The organism is Cupriavidus sp. MP-37 (assembly GCF_020618415.1).
In the GTDB taxonomy this organism is placed as follows: Bacteria; Pseudomonadota; Gammaproteobacteria; order Burkholderiales; family Burkholderiaceae; genus Cupriavidus.
Genome location: NZ_CP085345.1, coordinates 384638 through 399266, shown reverse-complemented (window position 1 = coordinate 399266; position 14629 = coordinate 384638). Strand labels below are relative to the sequence as shown.

The following is a 14629-nucleotide window of genomic DNA, read 5'->3' as shown; positions in this document are numbered from 1 at the left end:
GCATTGGTGCCACTGGGGATTGCTCAACGCGCGACGGGCAGATTAGACTGCGCCGATCGATGGCCTGCCGCGAGGCACGCACATCGGTGACGACGACCAACAAGGGAAATCAGCCATGAATAAAGGTGAACTGGTATCGGCCATCGCCGCGGAAGCAGAATTGAGCAATGCCGCCGCCGAGCGTGCGCTCAACGCAGCGCTGGACAGTATCAAGAAGGCAGTGGCAAAGGGTGATTCTGTAACGCTGGTGGGTTTCGGCAGCTTCAGCGCCGGCAAGCGCGCTGCCCGTACCGGCCGCAATCCGCGCACCGGCGAAACCATCAAGATTCCGGCCGCCAAGACGGTCAAGTTCTCGGCAGGCCAGGGTTTCAAGGACGCCGTGAACAAGAAAAAGTAAGCAGTTTGCGTCCATTGCGAAAGAAGCGGCCTGGCAGGCCGCTTTTTTTTATACGCCGCGCCCGCCGGGCAACGGCGCGGCGATCCGGGTTAAACTGCCGGCGCCCGCAGCCGGCAATCCCGCCCCCGCAATCCTTGTATCCCGCATCATGAATGACCTGTCCCACCAGCTTTCCATGACCGTGCTGATGACGCCGGACATGGCCAACTTCTCTGGCAACGTCCACGGCGGCACCATCCTCAAGTACCTGGACATGGTGGCGTATGCGTGCGCCAGCCGCTATGCCGGCCGCTACGTGGTCACGCTGTCGGTAGACCAGGTGGTGTTCCGCCAGCCCATCCACGTGGGCGAGCTGGTGACCTTCCTGGCATCGGTCAACTACACCGGCCGCAGTTCGATGGAGATCGGCATCAAGGTGGTGACCGAGAACATCCGCAGCAAGCTGGTGCGCCATACCAACAGCTGCTATTTCACCATGGTGGCGGTGGACGACAACGGCACCCCCGCCGAGGTGCCGCCACTGGAGCCGCGCGACGAGGTCGAGCGCCAGCGCTTTGCCGCCGCGCAGCAGCGCCGCGCGCTGCGCCAGGAAATGGAAAAGCGCCACGGCGACATCAAGTCGTCGGTGAACTGACTGCCCATGCCCCGCGATACCGCCATGAAGCGCAACCACCGAATCGTGCGCACCTTGCTGGCCGCCACCTGCCTGGCAGCGGCCACGGGCGCCAGTGCCGAGGAAATCGGCAGCGTCAGCACCAATTTCCGCATGACCGGATCCGACAAGGTCGTGATCGAAGCCTATGACGACCCGCAGGTGGATGGCATTACCTGCTACGTGTCGCGCGCCCGCACCGGCGGCATCAAGGGCCAGCTCGGCATGGCCGAAGACCCGCCCGAGGCCTCGATCGCGTGCCGGCAGGTCGGGCCGATCGGCTTCAAGGGGCCGATCAGGCAGCAGGACAATGTCTTCTCCGAGCGCATGTCGATCCTGTTCAAGGCGCTGCACGTGGTGCGCGCCGTCGACCGCAAGCGCAATACGCTGGTCTACCTGACGTATTCGGATCGCATCGTCAGCGGCAGCCCGCAGAACAGCGTAACCGCCGTACCGGTGCCGGCCGGCACGGTGATCCCCGTGAAGTAGCCGGCCCGGACATCGGGCGGGTCAGGGCGCCAGCGCCGCGCTCTCCGCCTGGCAGTCGCGCGATGGCCGCGCGCCGGCGGCGCGGGCCTTCGCCACTTCGCGGCGGGCCTGTTCCAGGTCGGCGCGGAAGGTGGGATCGGCTTGTAGCCGCGCCACGGTGGCCGCGGCCATCATGCGGCCCTCGTTGACATCGCTCTGCCAGTGCACGTTGCACACCACGCGGCTCTGCCCGAAGGCGCGGCCGCGCGCCAGGATCTCATTGGCGCGCGCCGGCTCGACCTCGGTCAGGATCAGCGCCCAGGCCCAGCCGATGGCGCTGTGGCCGGACGGATAGGAACCGTCCTTTTCCAGCTTGGCAGCCTCTGCCGGCGTGCACATCGGGGTCTTGTTGGTCACGAAGGGGCGGGTGCGCTTGTAGTGGTCCTTGGCCTTGTAGGTGGACAGGCCGGCATCGACCAGGCTGCGGCGCAGCAGGATGTTCAGGTAGGGCGTGTCCTTCTCGCTGACCGGCACGCCCAGCGCGCAAGAGAACGCGCTGGCGGCTTGCGGGAACGTCAGCACGGCATCGTCGGCCGCCAGCTGCCAGCGCGGCGAGCCACGCAGCGGGCCGGCCTGGCGCGCGGCGTCTTCATCCAGCGCCAGCGCAGCAGAGCCCTGCGCCGGCGGCGCGGGCAGCAGCTTCAGGCTGTCGGGGCGCGCGTCGGCCGCCAGGTAGCCGGCAGGCACGCCTGGGCGCAATTCGGGGACCGCCGACAGGTTGGTGCCGCCGGTGGCGCAGCCCGCCAGCAGCGCGGCGAGCGCTGCCGCGGCGAGGGCCCGGACGGGGTTGGACAGGGATGGGTCCGGTTTGGTGGCTTGGTCCGTCACGTCGTTGTTCCTTGTTGTAGTGTCCGCGTTGGAGGCAGCCGTGCCAGCTCGGCCTAGGCTGCTGCGTCGAACAGCTTGCGCAGGTTCGACTTCATGATCTTGCCATTGGCATTGCGCGGCAGCATCTCGTGGTAAATCAGGATACGCACCGGCACCTTGAAGGCCGCCAGCCGCGCGCGCACGAAATCCTGCAGCTCGGTTTCGCTCGCTTGCATGCCCGGTTTCAGGCTCACCACGGCGGCCGGCTCCTCGCCCAGCGTCCGGTGCGCCAGCCCGACCACCGAGGCGTCCATGACCGCGGGGTGCTCGTACAGCGCGCTTTCCACTTCGATGCAGTAGATGTTCTCGCCGCCGCGGATCAGCATGTCCTTCATCCGGTCGACGATATAGACGTAGCCCTCTTCGTCGAGCCGGGCAATGTCGCCGGTGCGCAGCCAGCCGTCGACAAAGGTCTGGGCGGTGGCTTCGGGCTTGTTCCAGTAGCCGCGCACGACATTGGCGCCGCGCGCCATCAGCTCGCCGGTTTCACCGGGCGGCAGCGCCTGGCCGCGGCCATCGACCACCTTCATCTCGCCGATCGGCAGCGCCGGGCCGCTGCTGTCGGGCCGCATCACGTATTCTTCGGCGCTGTGGCTGGTGAAGGTGGACGAGGTTTCCGTCATGCCCCAGCCGATGCCGGGCGCGGCCAGCGGGAACACTTCGCGGATGCGCCGCACCAGCTCGGGCGAGGCGGGCGCGCCGCCGTAGTTGATGTTCTCCAGCGACGACAGGTCGAAGCGGCCGCGCTCGGGATGCTCCAGGATCTGCCACGCGATGGTCGGCACGCCGCCGGCCGCGGTGCAGCGCTCGCGCTCGATCAGCTCCATGCCGCGCAGCGCGTCCCAGCGGTGCAGCAGCACGATCTTGCCGCCGGTGGCGATGGCGCCGTTGAGCACCGCCATGCAGCCGGTGACGTGAAAGAACGGCACCGCCAGCAGCATCGACTTCTGCGGCGCGGCCGGATCCGGCGCCGGGATCGGCTCGCCCCGGCGCAACAGGTTGCGCAGCGGACTGAAGCCTCCGGCCACCGCCACCGAGGTGGAATTGCGATGCGTGCCCAGCGCGCCCTTCGGCTTGCCGGTGGTGCCCGAGGTGTAGAAGATGGTGGCGTCGTCGTCGGGATCGAGCTCGACGGCTGGCGGCGCCTGGTCCGGCAGCGCCGCCCAGCTTGCCGAAGGGCCGATCACGCTTTCCAGCGCCGTCACGCGTGGATCGGCCGGCGCGCCGCCGGCGCGCGAGACATAGATGCGTTCCAGCGCCGGACAGCCCGGCAGGTGTTCGAGGATGCGGTCGAGCCGCTCGGCATCGACGATGGCGATGCGGCTGCCGGAATCGGCGAGGCCATACTCCAGCTCCTGGCCGGTCCACCACGCGTTGAGCGGGGTCACGATGGCGCCGGCCAGCAGCGCGCCGTAGAACGCCACCGGCCACTCGGGCAGGTTGCGCATGGCCAGTGCCACGCGGTCGCCCTTGCGCACGCCGTCGCGCACCAGCGCATGGGCCATGGCGATGGCGGCGCGCACAAAGGCATCGTAGGAGACGCGCTCGTCCTCGTAGACGACGAAGGTACGGTCGGCAAACGCGCGCGTGGCCAGCAGCAGCTCGCGCAGCGTGGGCGGTGCGTTTTTCCAGACCGTGGTGGGGATGCCGCGGATCACGCGTATTTCCGTTTCGAACGGCGCGCCGGGCGCGGTCAGGCGCGCATGGGCCTCGGCCAGCGACATGACTGGCCAGGTGCCGGCCAACTGCGAATTGCTCGACATGGACTGCCTCCCGGAACTGCACTGCAGGTTGAGGGAAATGCAGGAAAGCGGCCGGCGCAGTCAGCGCCGGCCGCCTGGCAACGCTTGCGCCAAAGGCTCAGATGGTCACGCCGCCGTCCACCACCATGGCCTGGCCGGTCATGAAGGTGCTGGCCGCCGAGGCCAGGAACACGGCCGCGCCGGCGATCTCGATGGGCTCGCCGATGCGGCGCAGCGGGGCGCCCTGGGTGGATTGCTTGTAGCGCTCGGGGTCTTCCCACAGCGCGCGCGCGAAGTCGGTCTTGATCAGCCCCGGTGCGATGCAGTTCACGCGCACATTGTGCGGCCCGAACTCGACCGCGAGGTTGCGTGCCAGCTGGAAGTCGGCGGCCTTGGAAATGTTGTAGACGCCGATGGTGGGCGAGCCGCGCAGGCCGCCGATCGACGACACGATGATGATCGAGCCGTCCTTGCGGTCGATCATCTGCGGCGCCACCATCTGGATCAGCCAGTGGTTGGAGATGACGTTGTTGTCCAGCACCTTGCGGAACTGCTCGTCCGAGACGCCGCTCATCGGCCCGTAATAAGGGTTGGAAGCGGCATTGCAGACCAGCACGTCGATCTTGCCGAAGGCGCGGTTGGTCTCGTCGACCAGCCGCTGCAGGTCTTCCTTCGAAGAGATGTTGGCCGGGACCGCAATCGCGGTGCCGGCGCCATGGCGGGCGTTGATGGCATCCACCACCTCCTGGCAGGCCTCGGCCTTGCGCGAGGAAATCACCACCTTGGCGCCCTGTACGGCCATCTGCTCGGCGATGGCGCGGCCGATGCCGCGCGAAGAGCCCGTGACGATGGCAACCTTGCCCGTCAGATCGAACAATGACATGGAGTCTCCTGTATGGCTGCGCCGGCGTCAGCGCTGCTGGCCGGCTTGTGCTGCGGCGGGTGCCGCGCTGTTGTGCTGCGGACGCGCCCGCAGGCGGCATCGCCGGGACATTATGTGGCGCTGCCATGGCCGCGTCCACAGCGCGGGGTGGCGCATAACGGCCTTATCAGCATTCTTTCTGCGGGCAATGCGCGCGGTGCATGGAGCTGGGGCGGCATCGCGCCAGGGCGCTCTTCAGCTGCCTGCGGATGCCGTCGCAGGCGCCAGCAAGGCGGGCAGCGCGGCCATCAGGCCGTTGCGCAGGTCGTCATCCAGCCGGATGCCGAAACGGTCCGACAGCGCTTGCACCACGGCGTCGGCATGCTGCAGGTGCGTGCGGCGCACGCTGCCGTCCGGGGCGCGCTCGGCCAGTTCGCCGTTGGCCAGCGTCACCCGCGTGCCGCCATCGGTGCGCGCCGCCATCAGGCGCTGCAGGAAGACGCTGTCCGGGTGCGTCGAGACATACCAGTTGCGCGCGACGAAATCGATCGCCGGCTGCGGCGTCAGGTCGAAACGGTAGATCGGGATCCAGCCCGCATCGCCGCGCGCCTGCAGGTCGTAGCTGTGGAAGGCGCTGGCGGCGGCTTGCGCCGGGGAGGGCGCAAGCCGATAGGGGAAGGCATCGTCGGCCGGCTCGGACAGCGGCATCGCGCGGAACGGCGTGGGCCCGCCGAAGCCGACATCGGCCAGGTAGCTGCGGTGCGCCACTTCCACGCGCAGCAGCATGTGCGAGGTCATGGTCGGCACGTCGTCCGGCACGCCCCAGCGCACGCGCGCGGCCAGCGGCGTCACCACATAGCCCAGCGCGCCGAGCCCGGCCCCAAGCAGCGTATTGAGTTCGAAGCAGTAGCCGCCACGCCGGCGCGTGACCAGCTTGTCGAACACGGCATCCAGCTCGATGCGCACCGGGCGGCGCAGCAGCGGGTCGACGTTCTCGAACGGAATGCTGGCCAGGTGCGCGGCCAGCACCGTATCCAGCGCTTGCAGCGTGGGCGACGGCGGCGCGGCGATGCCCAGGCGTGCGAGCCAGGCGTCCAGTTGGGCGGCGTCCAGGATAGTCATGGTAGGCGGGGCTCCGGTACGGTGCGGTCAGTTGAGCGCTTCCAGCGCGGGCAGGTCGAGCAGTTCGATGCCGCCATATTGAAGACGCAGCAGGCCGTGCGCTTCCAGGTCGCGCAGCGCGTGGTTCACGGTCTGGCGCGACAGGCCCAGCATCTGCGCCAGTTGCTCCTGCGCAATGCGCACACGCCGCGTGGCACCCGCTTGCGGCAGGCTGCCGTAGCCATGCGCCATCGCGGCCAGCCGCCGCGCGACGCGGGCCGCCGGCGGCAGCAACTGCGCTTCCTCGACATAGTGGAAGGCCTCGCGGGTCTTGGCTGCCAGCAGTTGCCCGAACGCCTGCCACCATGCCGGCTGCTGCGCCAGGCGCTGCGCCAGGGCGGCGCGCGGCACATGCCAGAGCGTGGTTGCGGTGGCCGCGCACGCGTCGTGGGTGCGCGGCAGGCCGTCGAACAGGCAGATCTCGCCGAACCAGGTGCCGGGCTCCAGCAGGCCCAGCACCCCGGCCTTGCCCGATGCGGCGCTGGCGTGGATCTGCATGGTGCCGCTGGCGACACAATACAGGCCATCGAAGCGGTCGCCACGCGCAAACAGGGTCTCGCCCGCGACCAGCCGGCGCAGGCTGCCGTCATCTAGCAGCGCCTGGCGCAGCGCCGGCGGCAACTGGCTGAACCACGCGCCAGCGCGCACCGCGGCGAGTGGGTCGCTGCTGGGCAACATCGGGCCGGACATCGTATCGGGGGGGCGCATGTTGGGGTGGTGTGGAGGGAGGCGAGCGCGCCGTGGCTGGCGCGCTCCGGTCGCATCCGGTCTCGATTCTCGGCACCCGGCGGAATGTCAAAAACCTGACAGACCGGCCGATGCACGCCCACTACTATAAATCCACCTCGCGCCAGCCGCGCGCGCGCCCTAGCGCAGTCCAGGAGACACCCCGTGAAAACCCTGATCGAACATCTCGCCAACTACGCCGCCTACCATCGCGACCCGCGCAACGTCTTCACGCATTTCATCGGCATCCCGATGATCGTGCTGGCCGTGACCACGCTGCTGGCGCGGCCGGCGCTGGCGCTGGGCGATGGCAGCGCCGTGCTGACGCCGGCGATGCTGCTGTATATCCTGTCGTGCCTGTTCTACCTGCGCCTGTCGCTGGGCTTCGGCGTGGCGATGGCGCTGATCCTGGCGTTGTTCCTCTATGCCGGTGCGCGGATCGCGGCGATGCCGACAAGCTGGTGGCTCGCGATCGGCATCGGCCTGTTCGTGGTGGGATGGGTGATCCAGTTCATCGGCCACTATTACGAAGGGCGCAAGCCCGCCTTCGTCGACGACCTGGTCGGCCTGCTGATCGGCCCGCTGTTCCTGGTCGCCGAAACCGCCTTTGCGATGGGCCTGGCGCGCGATACGCGCGACGCCATGGCCGCCCGCGCGCACTGATCGAGGCTGCCGTGCCGGCGCGCGCAGCGCTGTCCGCGCGAGCGCGAACGGTAGCGCGCAGACACGCGCGCAGCGTTGCGCGCGGGGCTTCGCCCCTCGGCTGCGAATGCCAAAACGGGGGGACGTAGGCCGTTTTCGCGCTTGCACTGAGGCAAAGCCGCGACAAAACCCGGGGTTTTTACCGGGTTTTGCGCGTCGCATGCACGAAAACCCCTTGACTTACGGCACTTTCCGCTATGATTCAGTGGGCGTCGATCAGGCGATTGCGCAACGCTCAGTAGCAATGCATGACACCTGCCGGCATCCATCTGTTCAACCTACGAATATCGATATGGCGACCAAAGCGAAACCGACCGCGAAGACTGCAACCAAGCCCGCCGCCAAGAAGGCTGCGGCAACCAAGGCACCCGTGAAGGCTGCCGCCAAGAAGGCCACGCCGGCCAAGAAGGCTGCTCCCGCCGCTGCGCCCGTTGCGCGCCCGCTGAAGGACACCTTCAACAAGTCGAGCCTGGTCGCTCACCTGGTAGCTCAGACCCAGCTGGAAGCCAAGGCCGTGAAGACGGTGCTGGCCCATCTGGAAAACACCATCGTCGGCGCGCTGAACAAGAAGGGCGCGGGCGAATTCACGCTGCCCGGCCTGCTGAAGGTCACGGCGCAGCAAGTGCCGGCCAAGAAGAAGCGCTTCGGCAAGGACCCGTTCACCGGTGAAGAGCGTTGGTTCCCGGCCAAGCCGGCCAGCGTCAAGGTCAAGGTCCGTCCGCTGAAGAAGCTGAAGGACGCCGCAGCCTGATCTGCGCCAGTTGTCCAGAAAAAAAGGAGCCGCTTGCCGGCTCCTTTTTTTATTGCCTCCGGCACCAATCCGGCAGCGTTTAATCCAGGTCAAGTCGGTGGCCAAGTGCCCCACCTAGAATCGACTACGTCATGGGTGCGGGGGCGCTCCCCATGACAGAGCTTCCGGAGTCTTCCTGAAGCTTCCGCCCGCGGCCGCAACGGCCGCGGGTTTTTTATTGGGCGGCCGCCCGACGGCGCGGCGGCTCAAGCCACCAGTTGCTTGGCGTAGGTGGCGCGCACCATCTCGCACACTTCCACTGACACCTGCACGTTCTGTCCGGTGCCGCCGCCCGAGCGCACCGCTTCGGCAATCACATCGCAGACCGCCTGCGCCAGTGACTGGCGGACGGCGGTATCGCGCCCGTCCAGGATCGACAGGCGCGCATGGACAAAGGCCCGCTCGACGGCATCGATGCCCTGGCGGTAGGTCTGCAGCGTGATGCAGCGCGACTTGATATCCGCCTCCTGGAACTGGCCGGAAGCCAGCAGGGCGGCATTGGCTTCATCCAGCAGTTCTTCCTGCGAGCAGTTCAGGCGCGTGTTTTCAGTCAGTTCGATGACGAGGTGAGGCATGGCGGGTCCTGGCACAAAGCTCCGGCACGGGGCCGGCGACAGCGTGCATGATACGGGATCGCTGCGCCGGGCAGGCGCCAGGGCGGCGAAGCGGGGGCCGTTGGTATCGCGCGTTCAGCATCGCCGGATGCAAAACGGGGCGCCGGTGGGCGCCCCGTTGGCACTGCGTGGCAGCGGCAATTCAGGCGTGGATGGCCGTCACCTCGCGTGCCGGTGCCAGTGCGCTGCCGAAGCGGGCAGGGTTGTCCCGTGCCAGTTGCTGCAATTGCGCCAGCTTGGCCTTGAGCCCGGCATCCAGCTTCGGCGCCGGCATGACCGTCGATGGGCAGGCCACGCCCAGGATATCCAGCGCCTGCTGGAAGTTTTCCAAGGTCAGGCCCACGGCGGGGTCGACCGTGACCAGATGCTCGCGCAGCGCCGCGGGCATCGATTCGGCCGTGGCGCACGACAGGATCACGTAATGGACCGGGCGCGCGCCCTGGGCGAAAAATGCTTCGATCTCGGCGCCGTGGCCACCCGTGACCGGCGGCGTCATGGCTTCGACCTGCAGGTCCAGTTGCTGCAGGATCGCGGCCGGCGTGCCCCGGCGCCAGGCATCGGATACCACCACACGGGCGCCAGCCACGCCGAACAACCTGCGCACGAAGCCAAGCGCGACCGGGTCGAAGAACCTGACGTCGCGCGCCGTGCCCGAATCCGGAATGCCGCCCAGGCGGGCGCGGGAGCGGTCGGAGTACAGGACGCCGGGTACGTCCAGCATGATGATTCGTTCAGCCATGGTTTCCTGTGCGGGTGCCAGTTCAGTTGGTGTGAAGCAAGGTTACTCGCCGCAACCGGGCTGTCACGTTACCGGGGCTGGTTCAGTTGCAACATATCTGTAACTTCGTCGCGGAAGACGTAAATGCGGGTTACGTCGTCATGACAAATGTTTCGACCCGACACATCTTTGTCGCGGCCGCCAGCTCAGGGCTGCCGGAAGCGAAAGCGTGCCACGTCCGCGGCCAGCGCGGCGGCCTGCTGGTCGAGCCGCGCCGCCTGGCCGGCCAGTTCGTCGACCAGCACGGCGTTTTGCTCGGCCGTCTGGCGCAGTTGCGCAGCCGCCTTCTTGGCGTCCTCCACGCTGTCGGCCTGCTCGTCCGCGAGCGTGCGCAGGCCCTCGGCCAGCGCATGGCTGTGGCCCACCGTGGCGGCAATGCGGTCCATCGCCGCCACGACGCTGGCGCTTAGGCTGGCGCTTTGCCGGATCTCATGCGTGGCATTGCCGACGATGCCGCCGATCTCGCGTGCCGCATCGGCGCTGCGCTGTGCCAGCGCGCGCACTTCCTGCGCCACCACGGCAAAGCCGCGGCCGGCCGGGCCCGCACGCGCCGCTTCCACGGCGGCGTTCAGCGCCAGGATATTGGTCTGGAAGGCGATGCTTTCAATCACGCCGACAATCTCGGCGATATGGCGCGAATGCCCATGCAGGGCATCCATGGCGCCGCGCATGCGCTGCACTACGGCAGCGCCGTCATCGGTGGCGGCGCGCGCCGCGCTGGCCATCTCGCTCGATTCGGTGGCCTGCGCATGCGCCGCGGCCACGTGCGCGGCCAGCGCCTGCATGCTGTCGGTGGTTGCGTCCAGGGCACTGGCCTGCTGCTCGGTACGTGCCGACAGGGCCTGGTTGCCGGTCGCGATCTGCTGGCTGGCCGCGGTGATCTCGCCGGCGCTGGCATGGATACGCGCCAGCACGCCGGCCAGCTGGTCACGCATGCCGGCCACATGGTGCAGCATGCTGCTGTGGTCTGAGGGACGCAGCGCGATCCGGGCGGTCAGGTCGCCGGCGGCAATGCGGCGGGCGATGTCGGCGGCATCGCGCGGCTCGCCGCCCAGTTCGGCGCGCAGGCTGCGCGCGGCGATCCACGCCAGCGCGGCGGCAGCGAGCAGGCTGGCGCCGAGCAGTGCCGCCATCCAGGCCTGCGCGCGCAACTGGCTGGCGGCCACGCTGGCGACCGTGGCGGCGGCCTGTTGCTCCTGCTGGCGGCGAACCGCCTCGACCTGGCTGCTGAGCCGCTGCAGCTGCTCGGTGACGAAATGGCCGTCGACCGAGACTGCGCTGTCGAACTGCAGCGGATCCAGCGGCTGCTTGCGCAGCAGCGCCACGTAGGCCTGTGCCAGTTCGCTGGCGCGCTGGCGTTCGCGCAGCAGTGGCGCCGCCTGGGCCGGGGCGGCCCGCTGCACGCCGGCCAGGGCCGCGTCCAGTTGCGACAGGGCCGCCGTGATCTCGTCGGCGGCGCCGTCGCGCTCGGTGCCGCTGGTGGCCATGGTCAGCGCCAGCTGGGCCCGCCCGAGCGCGGCCAGTGCTGATTGCGCCCGCTCTGCCGAGATGGCGCCGTGCATGTCGCGCTGGTACAGGGTATCGGTGCGCGCCTTGATCGAAACCAGGTTGGCGATGCCAGTCAGGCCGACCGCGGCGCCGAACAGGTAGACCAGGGCAAAGGCGGCGCACAGGCGCGCCACCAGCGGCAGGCGGCCCAGCCGCGCCAGCCAGCGCGCGGGGGCAACTGCCCGGCGCTGGCCGGGCAGGGATGTCTTGAACACTTGCAACACGGAGATGACTCCAGACGGGCGCACCGGCGTGAGCGGCCTGCGCAGCCCGGGCTTGACCCGGTTCGCCGCTGGCGCCGTCCTCTGTACGGGACAGTCGCTGCGGCGCACGGGATCGTCGTCGATCAACGTGACGCCGACGTGACATTCGCGCAAGATCGACTGTCATCGTGCTGTCATGTGGATGTCATGCAATGTGGGCCGCGCTACGCCCCCCGAGCGCTTCCGCTCCATCCCCCGCTTGCACCTATGAATGGCCTGACTGTCGCCACGCTCCCGCACGATCCTGCGCCCGACGCCGCCGGCGTCGCCCCGGGCGGCAGCGTGCTTGCGCCGGCGCGTCTGCCGCCGCTGCATGCCGTGTTCCAGCCGATCGTGCAGGCAGACAACGGTGCCATGCTGGGCTACGAAGCGCTGATCCGCGGTCCGGTGGGCTCGCCCTGGGCGGCGCCGGACGCGTTGTTCCGACTGGCCCAAGGCGTCCCCGCCACCATCGCATTGGAGGTGGAAGCGGCGCGCACCGCGCTGGCCGCGTGGCGCAGTTTCGACCTGCCCGGCAAGCTCTTTCTCAATTTCAGCCCGCTGACCTTGCGCCACCTGCTGGCGGACCGTGGGCGCCTGATGGCGGCCCTGCTCGAAGCCGGCATTGCACCGTCGCGGCTGGTGATCGAGGTCACCGAGCAGACGCCGATCGGCGACGCGGCAAGCTTTGGCATGGCCATGGCGGTGCTGCGTGAGCTCGGCATGCAATACGCGCTGGATGATTTCGGCACCGGGCACGCCAACCTGGACCTGCTTGCCCACCTGTCGCCGCATTTCGTCAAGATCGACAAGTCGCTGGTGCGCGGCATCGCGTCCTGTTCGCGCCGGCTCGAGATCCTGCGTGCGCTGCTGCGCATGATGAGCGCCTTTGGCGGGCGCGTAATCGCCGAAGGCATTGAAGACGAAGATGAGCTGGCGGTGGTGCGCGACCTGGGCGTGACCGGTGCCCAGGGCTATTACGTGGGACGGCCGGTGACGCAGCCGGCGCCGCAGGCCGCGCTGCACGTGCGGCAGGCGCTGGCCTCGCGCCGCATCGCCGTGTTTCCGCAGATGGTGCGCTCGGGCTGGTCCGGCATCACCGCGGGACGGCTGTTGCGGCCGGCGCCGACGGTGTCGCCCGCGGCCAGCAACGATGCGGTGCTGCGCACCTTCCAGGACCAGCCCGAACTGCAGGCCGTGGCGGTGGTCAATGACGAAGGGCGGCCGCTGGCCATCATCGGCCGCCAGGCGTTTATCGACCGCTACGCGGCGCCGTTCCACCGCGAGCTCTATGGCAAGAAGGCGTGCATCGCCATGGCCAGCCGCGATCCGGCCTGTTTTGACCAGCGTGCCAGCCTGGAGGACATGGCGCAGATCCTGTCGGGCGAGAACACGCGCTCGCTGGCCGACGGCTTCGTGATCACCGACCAGGGCCGCTATATCGGGCTCGGCACCGGCGCCGACCTGATCCGGGCGATCACCGAGGTGCGCATGGAAGCGGCGCGCTACGCCAACCCGCTGACCTTCTTGCCGGGCAATATCCCGCTGAACCAGCATATCGAGCGCCTGATCGAGGCCGCCAGCGAGTTCCATGCCTGCTATGTCGACCTGAACCACTTCAAGCCGTTCAACGACAAGTACGGCTACTGGAAGGGCGACGAGATGCTCAAGGGCGCAGCCGCGATCCTGGCCGAGGCCTGCGACCCGGCCCGGGATTTTCTCGGGCACGTGGGCGGCGACGATTTCCTGGTGCTGTACCAGAGCGCCGACTGGGCCGAGCGCATGCGGGCCGCGATCCTGCGCTTCAACGATGCGGCGCGCGCCATGTATGCGCCACCGGACCGCGCCGCCGGCGGCATGCACGGCGAAGACCGGCACGGGCGGGCGGTGTTCTTTCCCCCGGTCTCGATGGCGGTGGGCGTGGTGTGCGTCAGCGGCGAGGGCGTGGCCGGCCTGCAGCGCCTGGGCAGCCAGCAGATCGGCGCCGCGGCGGCCGCCGCCAAGCGCGAAGCCAAGCGCTCCGCCGACGGCATGGCCGTGCTCGACTTCCTGGCGCTGTCGGCAACGCTGCCGGCGTAGCGCGCGTCAGTTGCCCGAGGGCCCGGACCTGTTGGTCCGCGTTGCCGCCCTGGGCAGCCTGGGTGCGATGCTCTCTTCCAGCACGTCAAGCCGGTAGCCGTGCGCATAGACCACTGTGATGACGATGCCGTTGGCGACGCCGATGCGCAGCGTCTTGCGCAGGCGCGAGATCAGGCCCGCCAGCGCCCGCGACAGCGGTGGCAGCTCGTGATGCCAGATCGCCTGCTGGATGCGCTCGCTGGCCAGCACGCGGCCGACGTTGGAGAACAGCATCATCGCCAGATCGAATTCCTTCGGCGTCATGGCGATGCGCTCGCCGTGCAGCGTGGCGAAGCGCCCCATGCTGTTGAGCTGGTAAGGGCCGGCCTGGACCACCAGGCCCTGGCGCACGCGTTCGCCGGTCACGCGCCGGCGCAATGCCGTGATGCGCGCCATCAGCACGCGCGCATTGAGCGGGCGGCAAACGTAGTCGTCGGCGCCCGCATCGAGCGCATCGACCAGTTTGTCTTCACTGTTGTCGGCAGCCAGCAGGATGATCGGTACATCGCGCGAGCTGGCGCTGCGGAGCGCGCGCACCACGTCCAGCGCCGGCAGGTCGGGCAGGGCATCGTCGATCAGCAGCATGTCGTAAGGCTCCTGGCCGACGCCGTGGATCAACTCCCGCCCGGTCTCGAACAGCCGGCAACGGAAACCGGCGCCCTCGAGCAATTCGGCAACGGTACGGAGATGGGGCGAAAAGCCCATGAGCAGCGCAATATTCATCGAAGGCGGACCACAGGGCAGGATACGAGCCGTCAGGCGAAAGCGGGGCAATGAACGCTCGGGCCGCGGCAGGCGAACGGCGGCGCCGCGCCCAGCCAGGAAGCGTATTAAAAGTGCAGTCGACAAAACAATCAGACATTGCTGAAATATCTGTCGATTTTCTTAATTCGCTGTGAGTG

The 14629-nt window shown here is 68.5% G+C and carries 15 protein-coding genes; 6 read left to right on the top strand and 9 right to left on the bottom strand.

The window, feature by feature from the left end:
- Positions 1-115: 115 nt before the first annotated feature.
- The 3 genes from LIN44_RS18340 (at position 116) to LIN44_RS18330 (ending at position 1538) form a co-directional block, all read left to right on the top strand.
- A complete protein-coding gene (locus LIN44_RS18340; RefSeq protein ID WP_010814166.1) occupies positions 116-397 on the top strand; it encodes an HU family DNA-binding protein in 282 nt (93 codons plus the stop codon).
- 148 nt (positions 398-545) lie between these two features.
- A complete protein-coding gene (locus tag LIN44_RS18335) occupies positions 546-1031 on the top strand; it encodes an acyl-CoA thioesterase (protein ID WP_012355963.1) in 486 nt (161 codons plus the stop codon).
- A gap of 24 nt (positions 1032-1055) precedes the next feature.
- Positions 1056-1538 carry a CreA family protein gene (locus LIN44_RS18330; RefSeq protein WP_227316455.1) on the top strand — a complete coding sequence of 161 codons (483 nt, stop codon included), beginning with the start codon at positions 1056-1058 and terminating at the stop codon, positions 1536-1538.
- Between the two features lie 21 nt (positions 1539-1559).
- Here the strand turns inward: LIN44_RS18330 and LIN44_RS18325 are convergent, their stop codons facing one another.
- From LIN44_RS18325 to LIN44_RS18305, 5 genes are all read right to left on the bottom strand, one after another.
- Entirely contained in the window at positions 1560-2405 is an 846-nt protein-coding gene (locus tag LIN44_RS18325) for a phosphatase PAP2 family protein (protein WP_227315691.1), read from the bottom strand.
- Positions 2406-2458: 53 nt separating this feature from the next.
- Complete coding sequence (locus LIN44_RS18320; RefSeq protein ID WP_227315690.1) at positions 2459-4207, bottom strand: class I adenylate-forming enzyme family protein; 1749 nt, start codon at positions 4205-4207, stop codon at positions 2459-2461.
- A 97-nt stretch (positions 4208-4304) separates the two neighbouring features.
- Entirely contained in the window at positions 4305-5069 is a 765-nt protein-coding gene (locus LIN44_RS18315) for an SDR family oxidoreductase (protein WP_227315689.1), read from the bottom strand.
- 234 nt (positions 5070-5303) lie between these two features.
- Entirely contained in the window at positions 5304-6170 is an 867-nt protein-coding gene (locus LIN44_RS18310; protein WP_227315688.1) for an arylamine N-acetyltransferase, read from the bottom strand.
- Positions 6171-6197: 27 nt separating this feature from the next.
- A complete protein-coding gene (locus tag LIN44_RS18305; RefSeq protein WP_227316454.1) occupies positions 6198-6887 on the bottom strand; it encodes a Crp/Fnr family transcriptional regulator in 690 nt (229 codons plus the stop codon).
- 213 nt (positions 6888-7100) lie between these two features.
- Between LIN44_RS18305 and LIN44_RS18300 the strand changes: the two genes are divergently transcribed.
- Both LIN44_RS18300 and LIN44_RS18295 read left to right on the top strand, forming a co-directional pair.
- Entirely contained in the window at positions 7101-7598 is a 498-nt protein-coding gene (locus LIN44_RS18300) for a DUF962 domain-containing protein (protein ID WP_227315687.1), read from the top strand.
- A 331-nt stretch (positions 7599-7929) separates the two neighbouring features.
- Positions 7930-8388 (top strand): HU family DNA-binding protein, encoded by a 459-nt coding sequence (locus LIN44_RS18295; RefSeq protein WP_025581493.1) that lies wholly within the window; start codon positions 7930-7932, stop codon positions 8386-8388.
- A gap of 245 nt (positions 8389-8633) precedes the next feature.
- Here LIN44_RS18295 and LIN44_RS18290 read toward each other — a convergent pair whose 3' ends face one another.
- The 3 genes from LIN44_RS18290 to LIN44_RS18280 form a co-directional block, all read right to left on the bottom strand.
- Positions 8634-9002 (bottom strand): 5-carboxymethyl-2-hydroxymuconate Delta-isomerase, encoded by a 369-nt coding sequence (locus LIN44_RS18290; RefSeq protein ID WP_227315686.1) that lies wholly within the window; start codon positions 9000-9002, stop codon positions 8634-8636.
- Between the two features lie 181 nt (positions 9003-9183).
- Positions 9184-9780 (bottom strand): HAD domain-containing protein, encoded by a 597-nt coding sequence (locus tag LIN44_RS18285; protein WP_227315685.1) that lies wholly within the window; start codon positions 9778-9780, stop codon positions 9184-9186.
- A gap of 185 nt (positions 9781-9965) precedes the next feature.
- Entirely contained in the window at positions 9966-11591 is a 1626-nt protein-coding gene (locus tag LIN44_RS18280; RefSeq protein WP_227315684.1) for a methyl-accepting chemotaxis protein, read from the bottom strand.
- A 246-nt stretch (positions 11592-11837) separates the two neighbouring features.
- Here LIN44_RS18280 and LIN44_RS18275 point away from each other — a divergent pair, with 246 nt between their 5' ends.
- Positions 11838-13688: a phosphodiesterase gene (locus LIN44_RS18275; RefSeq protein WP_227315683.1), complete on the top strand. Its 1851-nt coding sequence runs from the start codon at positions 11838-11840 to the stop codon at positions 13686-13688.
- A gap of 6 nt (positions 13689-13694) precedes the next feature.
- Here LIN44_RS18275 and LIN44_RS18270 read toward each other — a convergent pair whose 3' ends face one another.
- The gene (locus LIN44_RS18270; RefSeq protein WP_227315682.1) at positions 13695-14450 is read right to left on the bottom strand and encodes a response regulator transcription factor; all 756 of its coding nucleotides are present in this window, start codon (positions 14448-14450) and stop codon (positions 13695-13697) included.
- Positions 14451-14629: the final 179 nt, after the last annotated feature.

Excerpts from the sequence above, each read along its gene's own strand:
- LIN44_RS18340 (WP_010814166.1), top strand. The coding sequence starts at position 116 with ATGAATAAAGGTGAACTGGTATCGGCCATCGCCGCGGAAGCAGAATTG.
- LIN44_RS18335 (WP_012355963.1), top strand. The coding sequence starts at position 546 with ATGAATGACCTGTCCCACCAGCTTTCCATGACCGTGCTGATGACGCCG.
- LIN44_RS18330 (WP_227316455.1), top strand. The coding sequence starts at position 1,056 with ATGAAGCGCAACCACCGAATCGTGCGCACCTTGCTGGCCGCCACCTGC.
- LIN44_RS18320 (WP_227315690.1), bottom strand. The coding sequence starts at position 4,207 with ATGTCGAGCAATTCGCAGTTGGCCGGCACCTGGCCAGTCATGTCGCTG.
- LIN44_RS18315 (WP_227315689.1), bottom strand. The coding sequence starts at position 5,069 with ATGTCATTGTTCGATCTGACGGGCAAGGTTGCCATCGTCACGGGCTCT.
- LIN44_RS18310 (WP_227315688.1), bottom strand. The coding sequence starts at position 6,170 with ATGACTATCCTGGACGCCGCCCAACTGGACGCCTGGCTCGCACGCCTG.
- LIN44_RS18305 (WP_227316454.1), bottom strand. The coding sequence starts at position 6,887 with ATGTTGCCCAGCAGCGACCCACTCGCCGCGGTGCGCGCTGGCGCGTGG.
- LIN44_RS18295 (WP_025581493.1), top strand. The coding sequence starts at position 7,930 with ATGGCGACCAAAGCGAAACCGACCGCGAAGACTGCAACCAAGCCCGCC.
- LIN44_RS18290 (WP_227315686.1), bottom strand. The coding sequence starts at position 9,002 with ATGCCTCACCTCGTCATCGAACTGACTGAAAACACGCGCCTGAACTGC.
- LIN44_RS18285 (WP_227315685.1), bottom strand. The coding sequence starts at position 9,780 with ATGGCTGAACGAATCATCATGCTGGACGTACCCGGCGTCCTGTACTCC.
- LIN44_RS18275 (WP_227315683.1), top strand. The coding sequence starts at position 11,838 with ATGAATGGCCTGACTGTCGCCACGCTCCCGCACGATCCTGCGCCCGAC.
- LIN44_RS18270 (WP_227315682.1), bottom strand. The coding sequence starts at position 14,450 with ATGAATATTGCGCTGCTCATGGGCTTTTCGCCCCATCTCCGTACCGTT.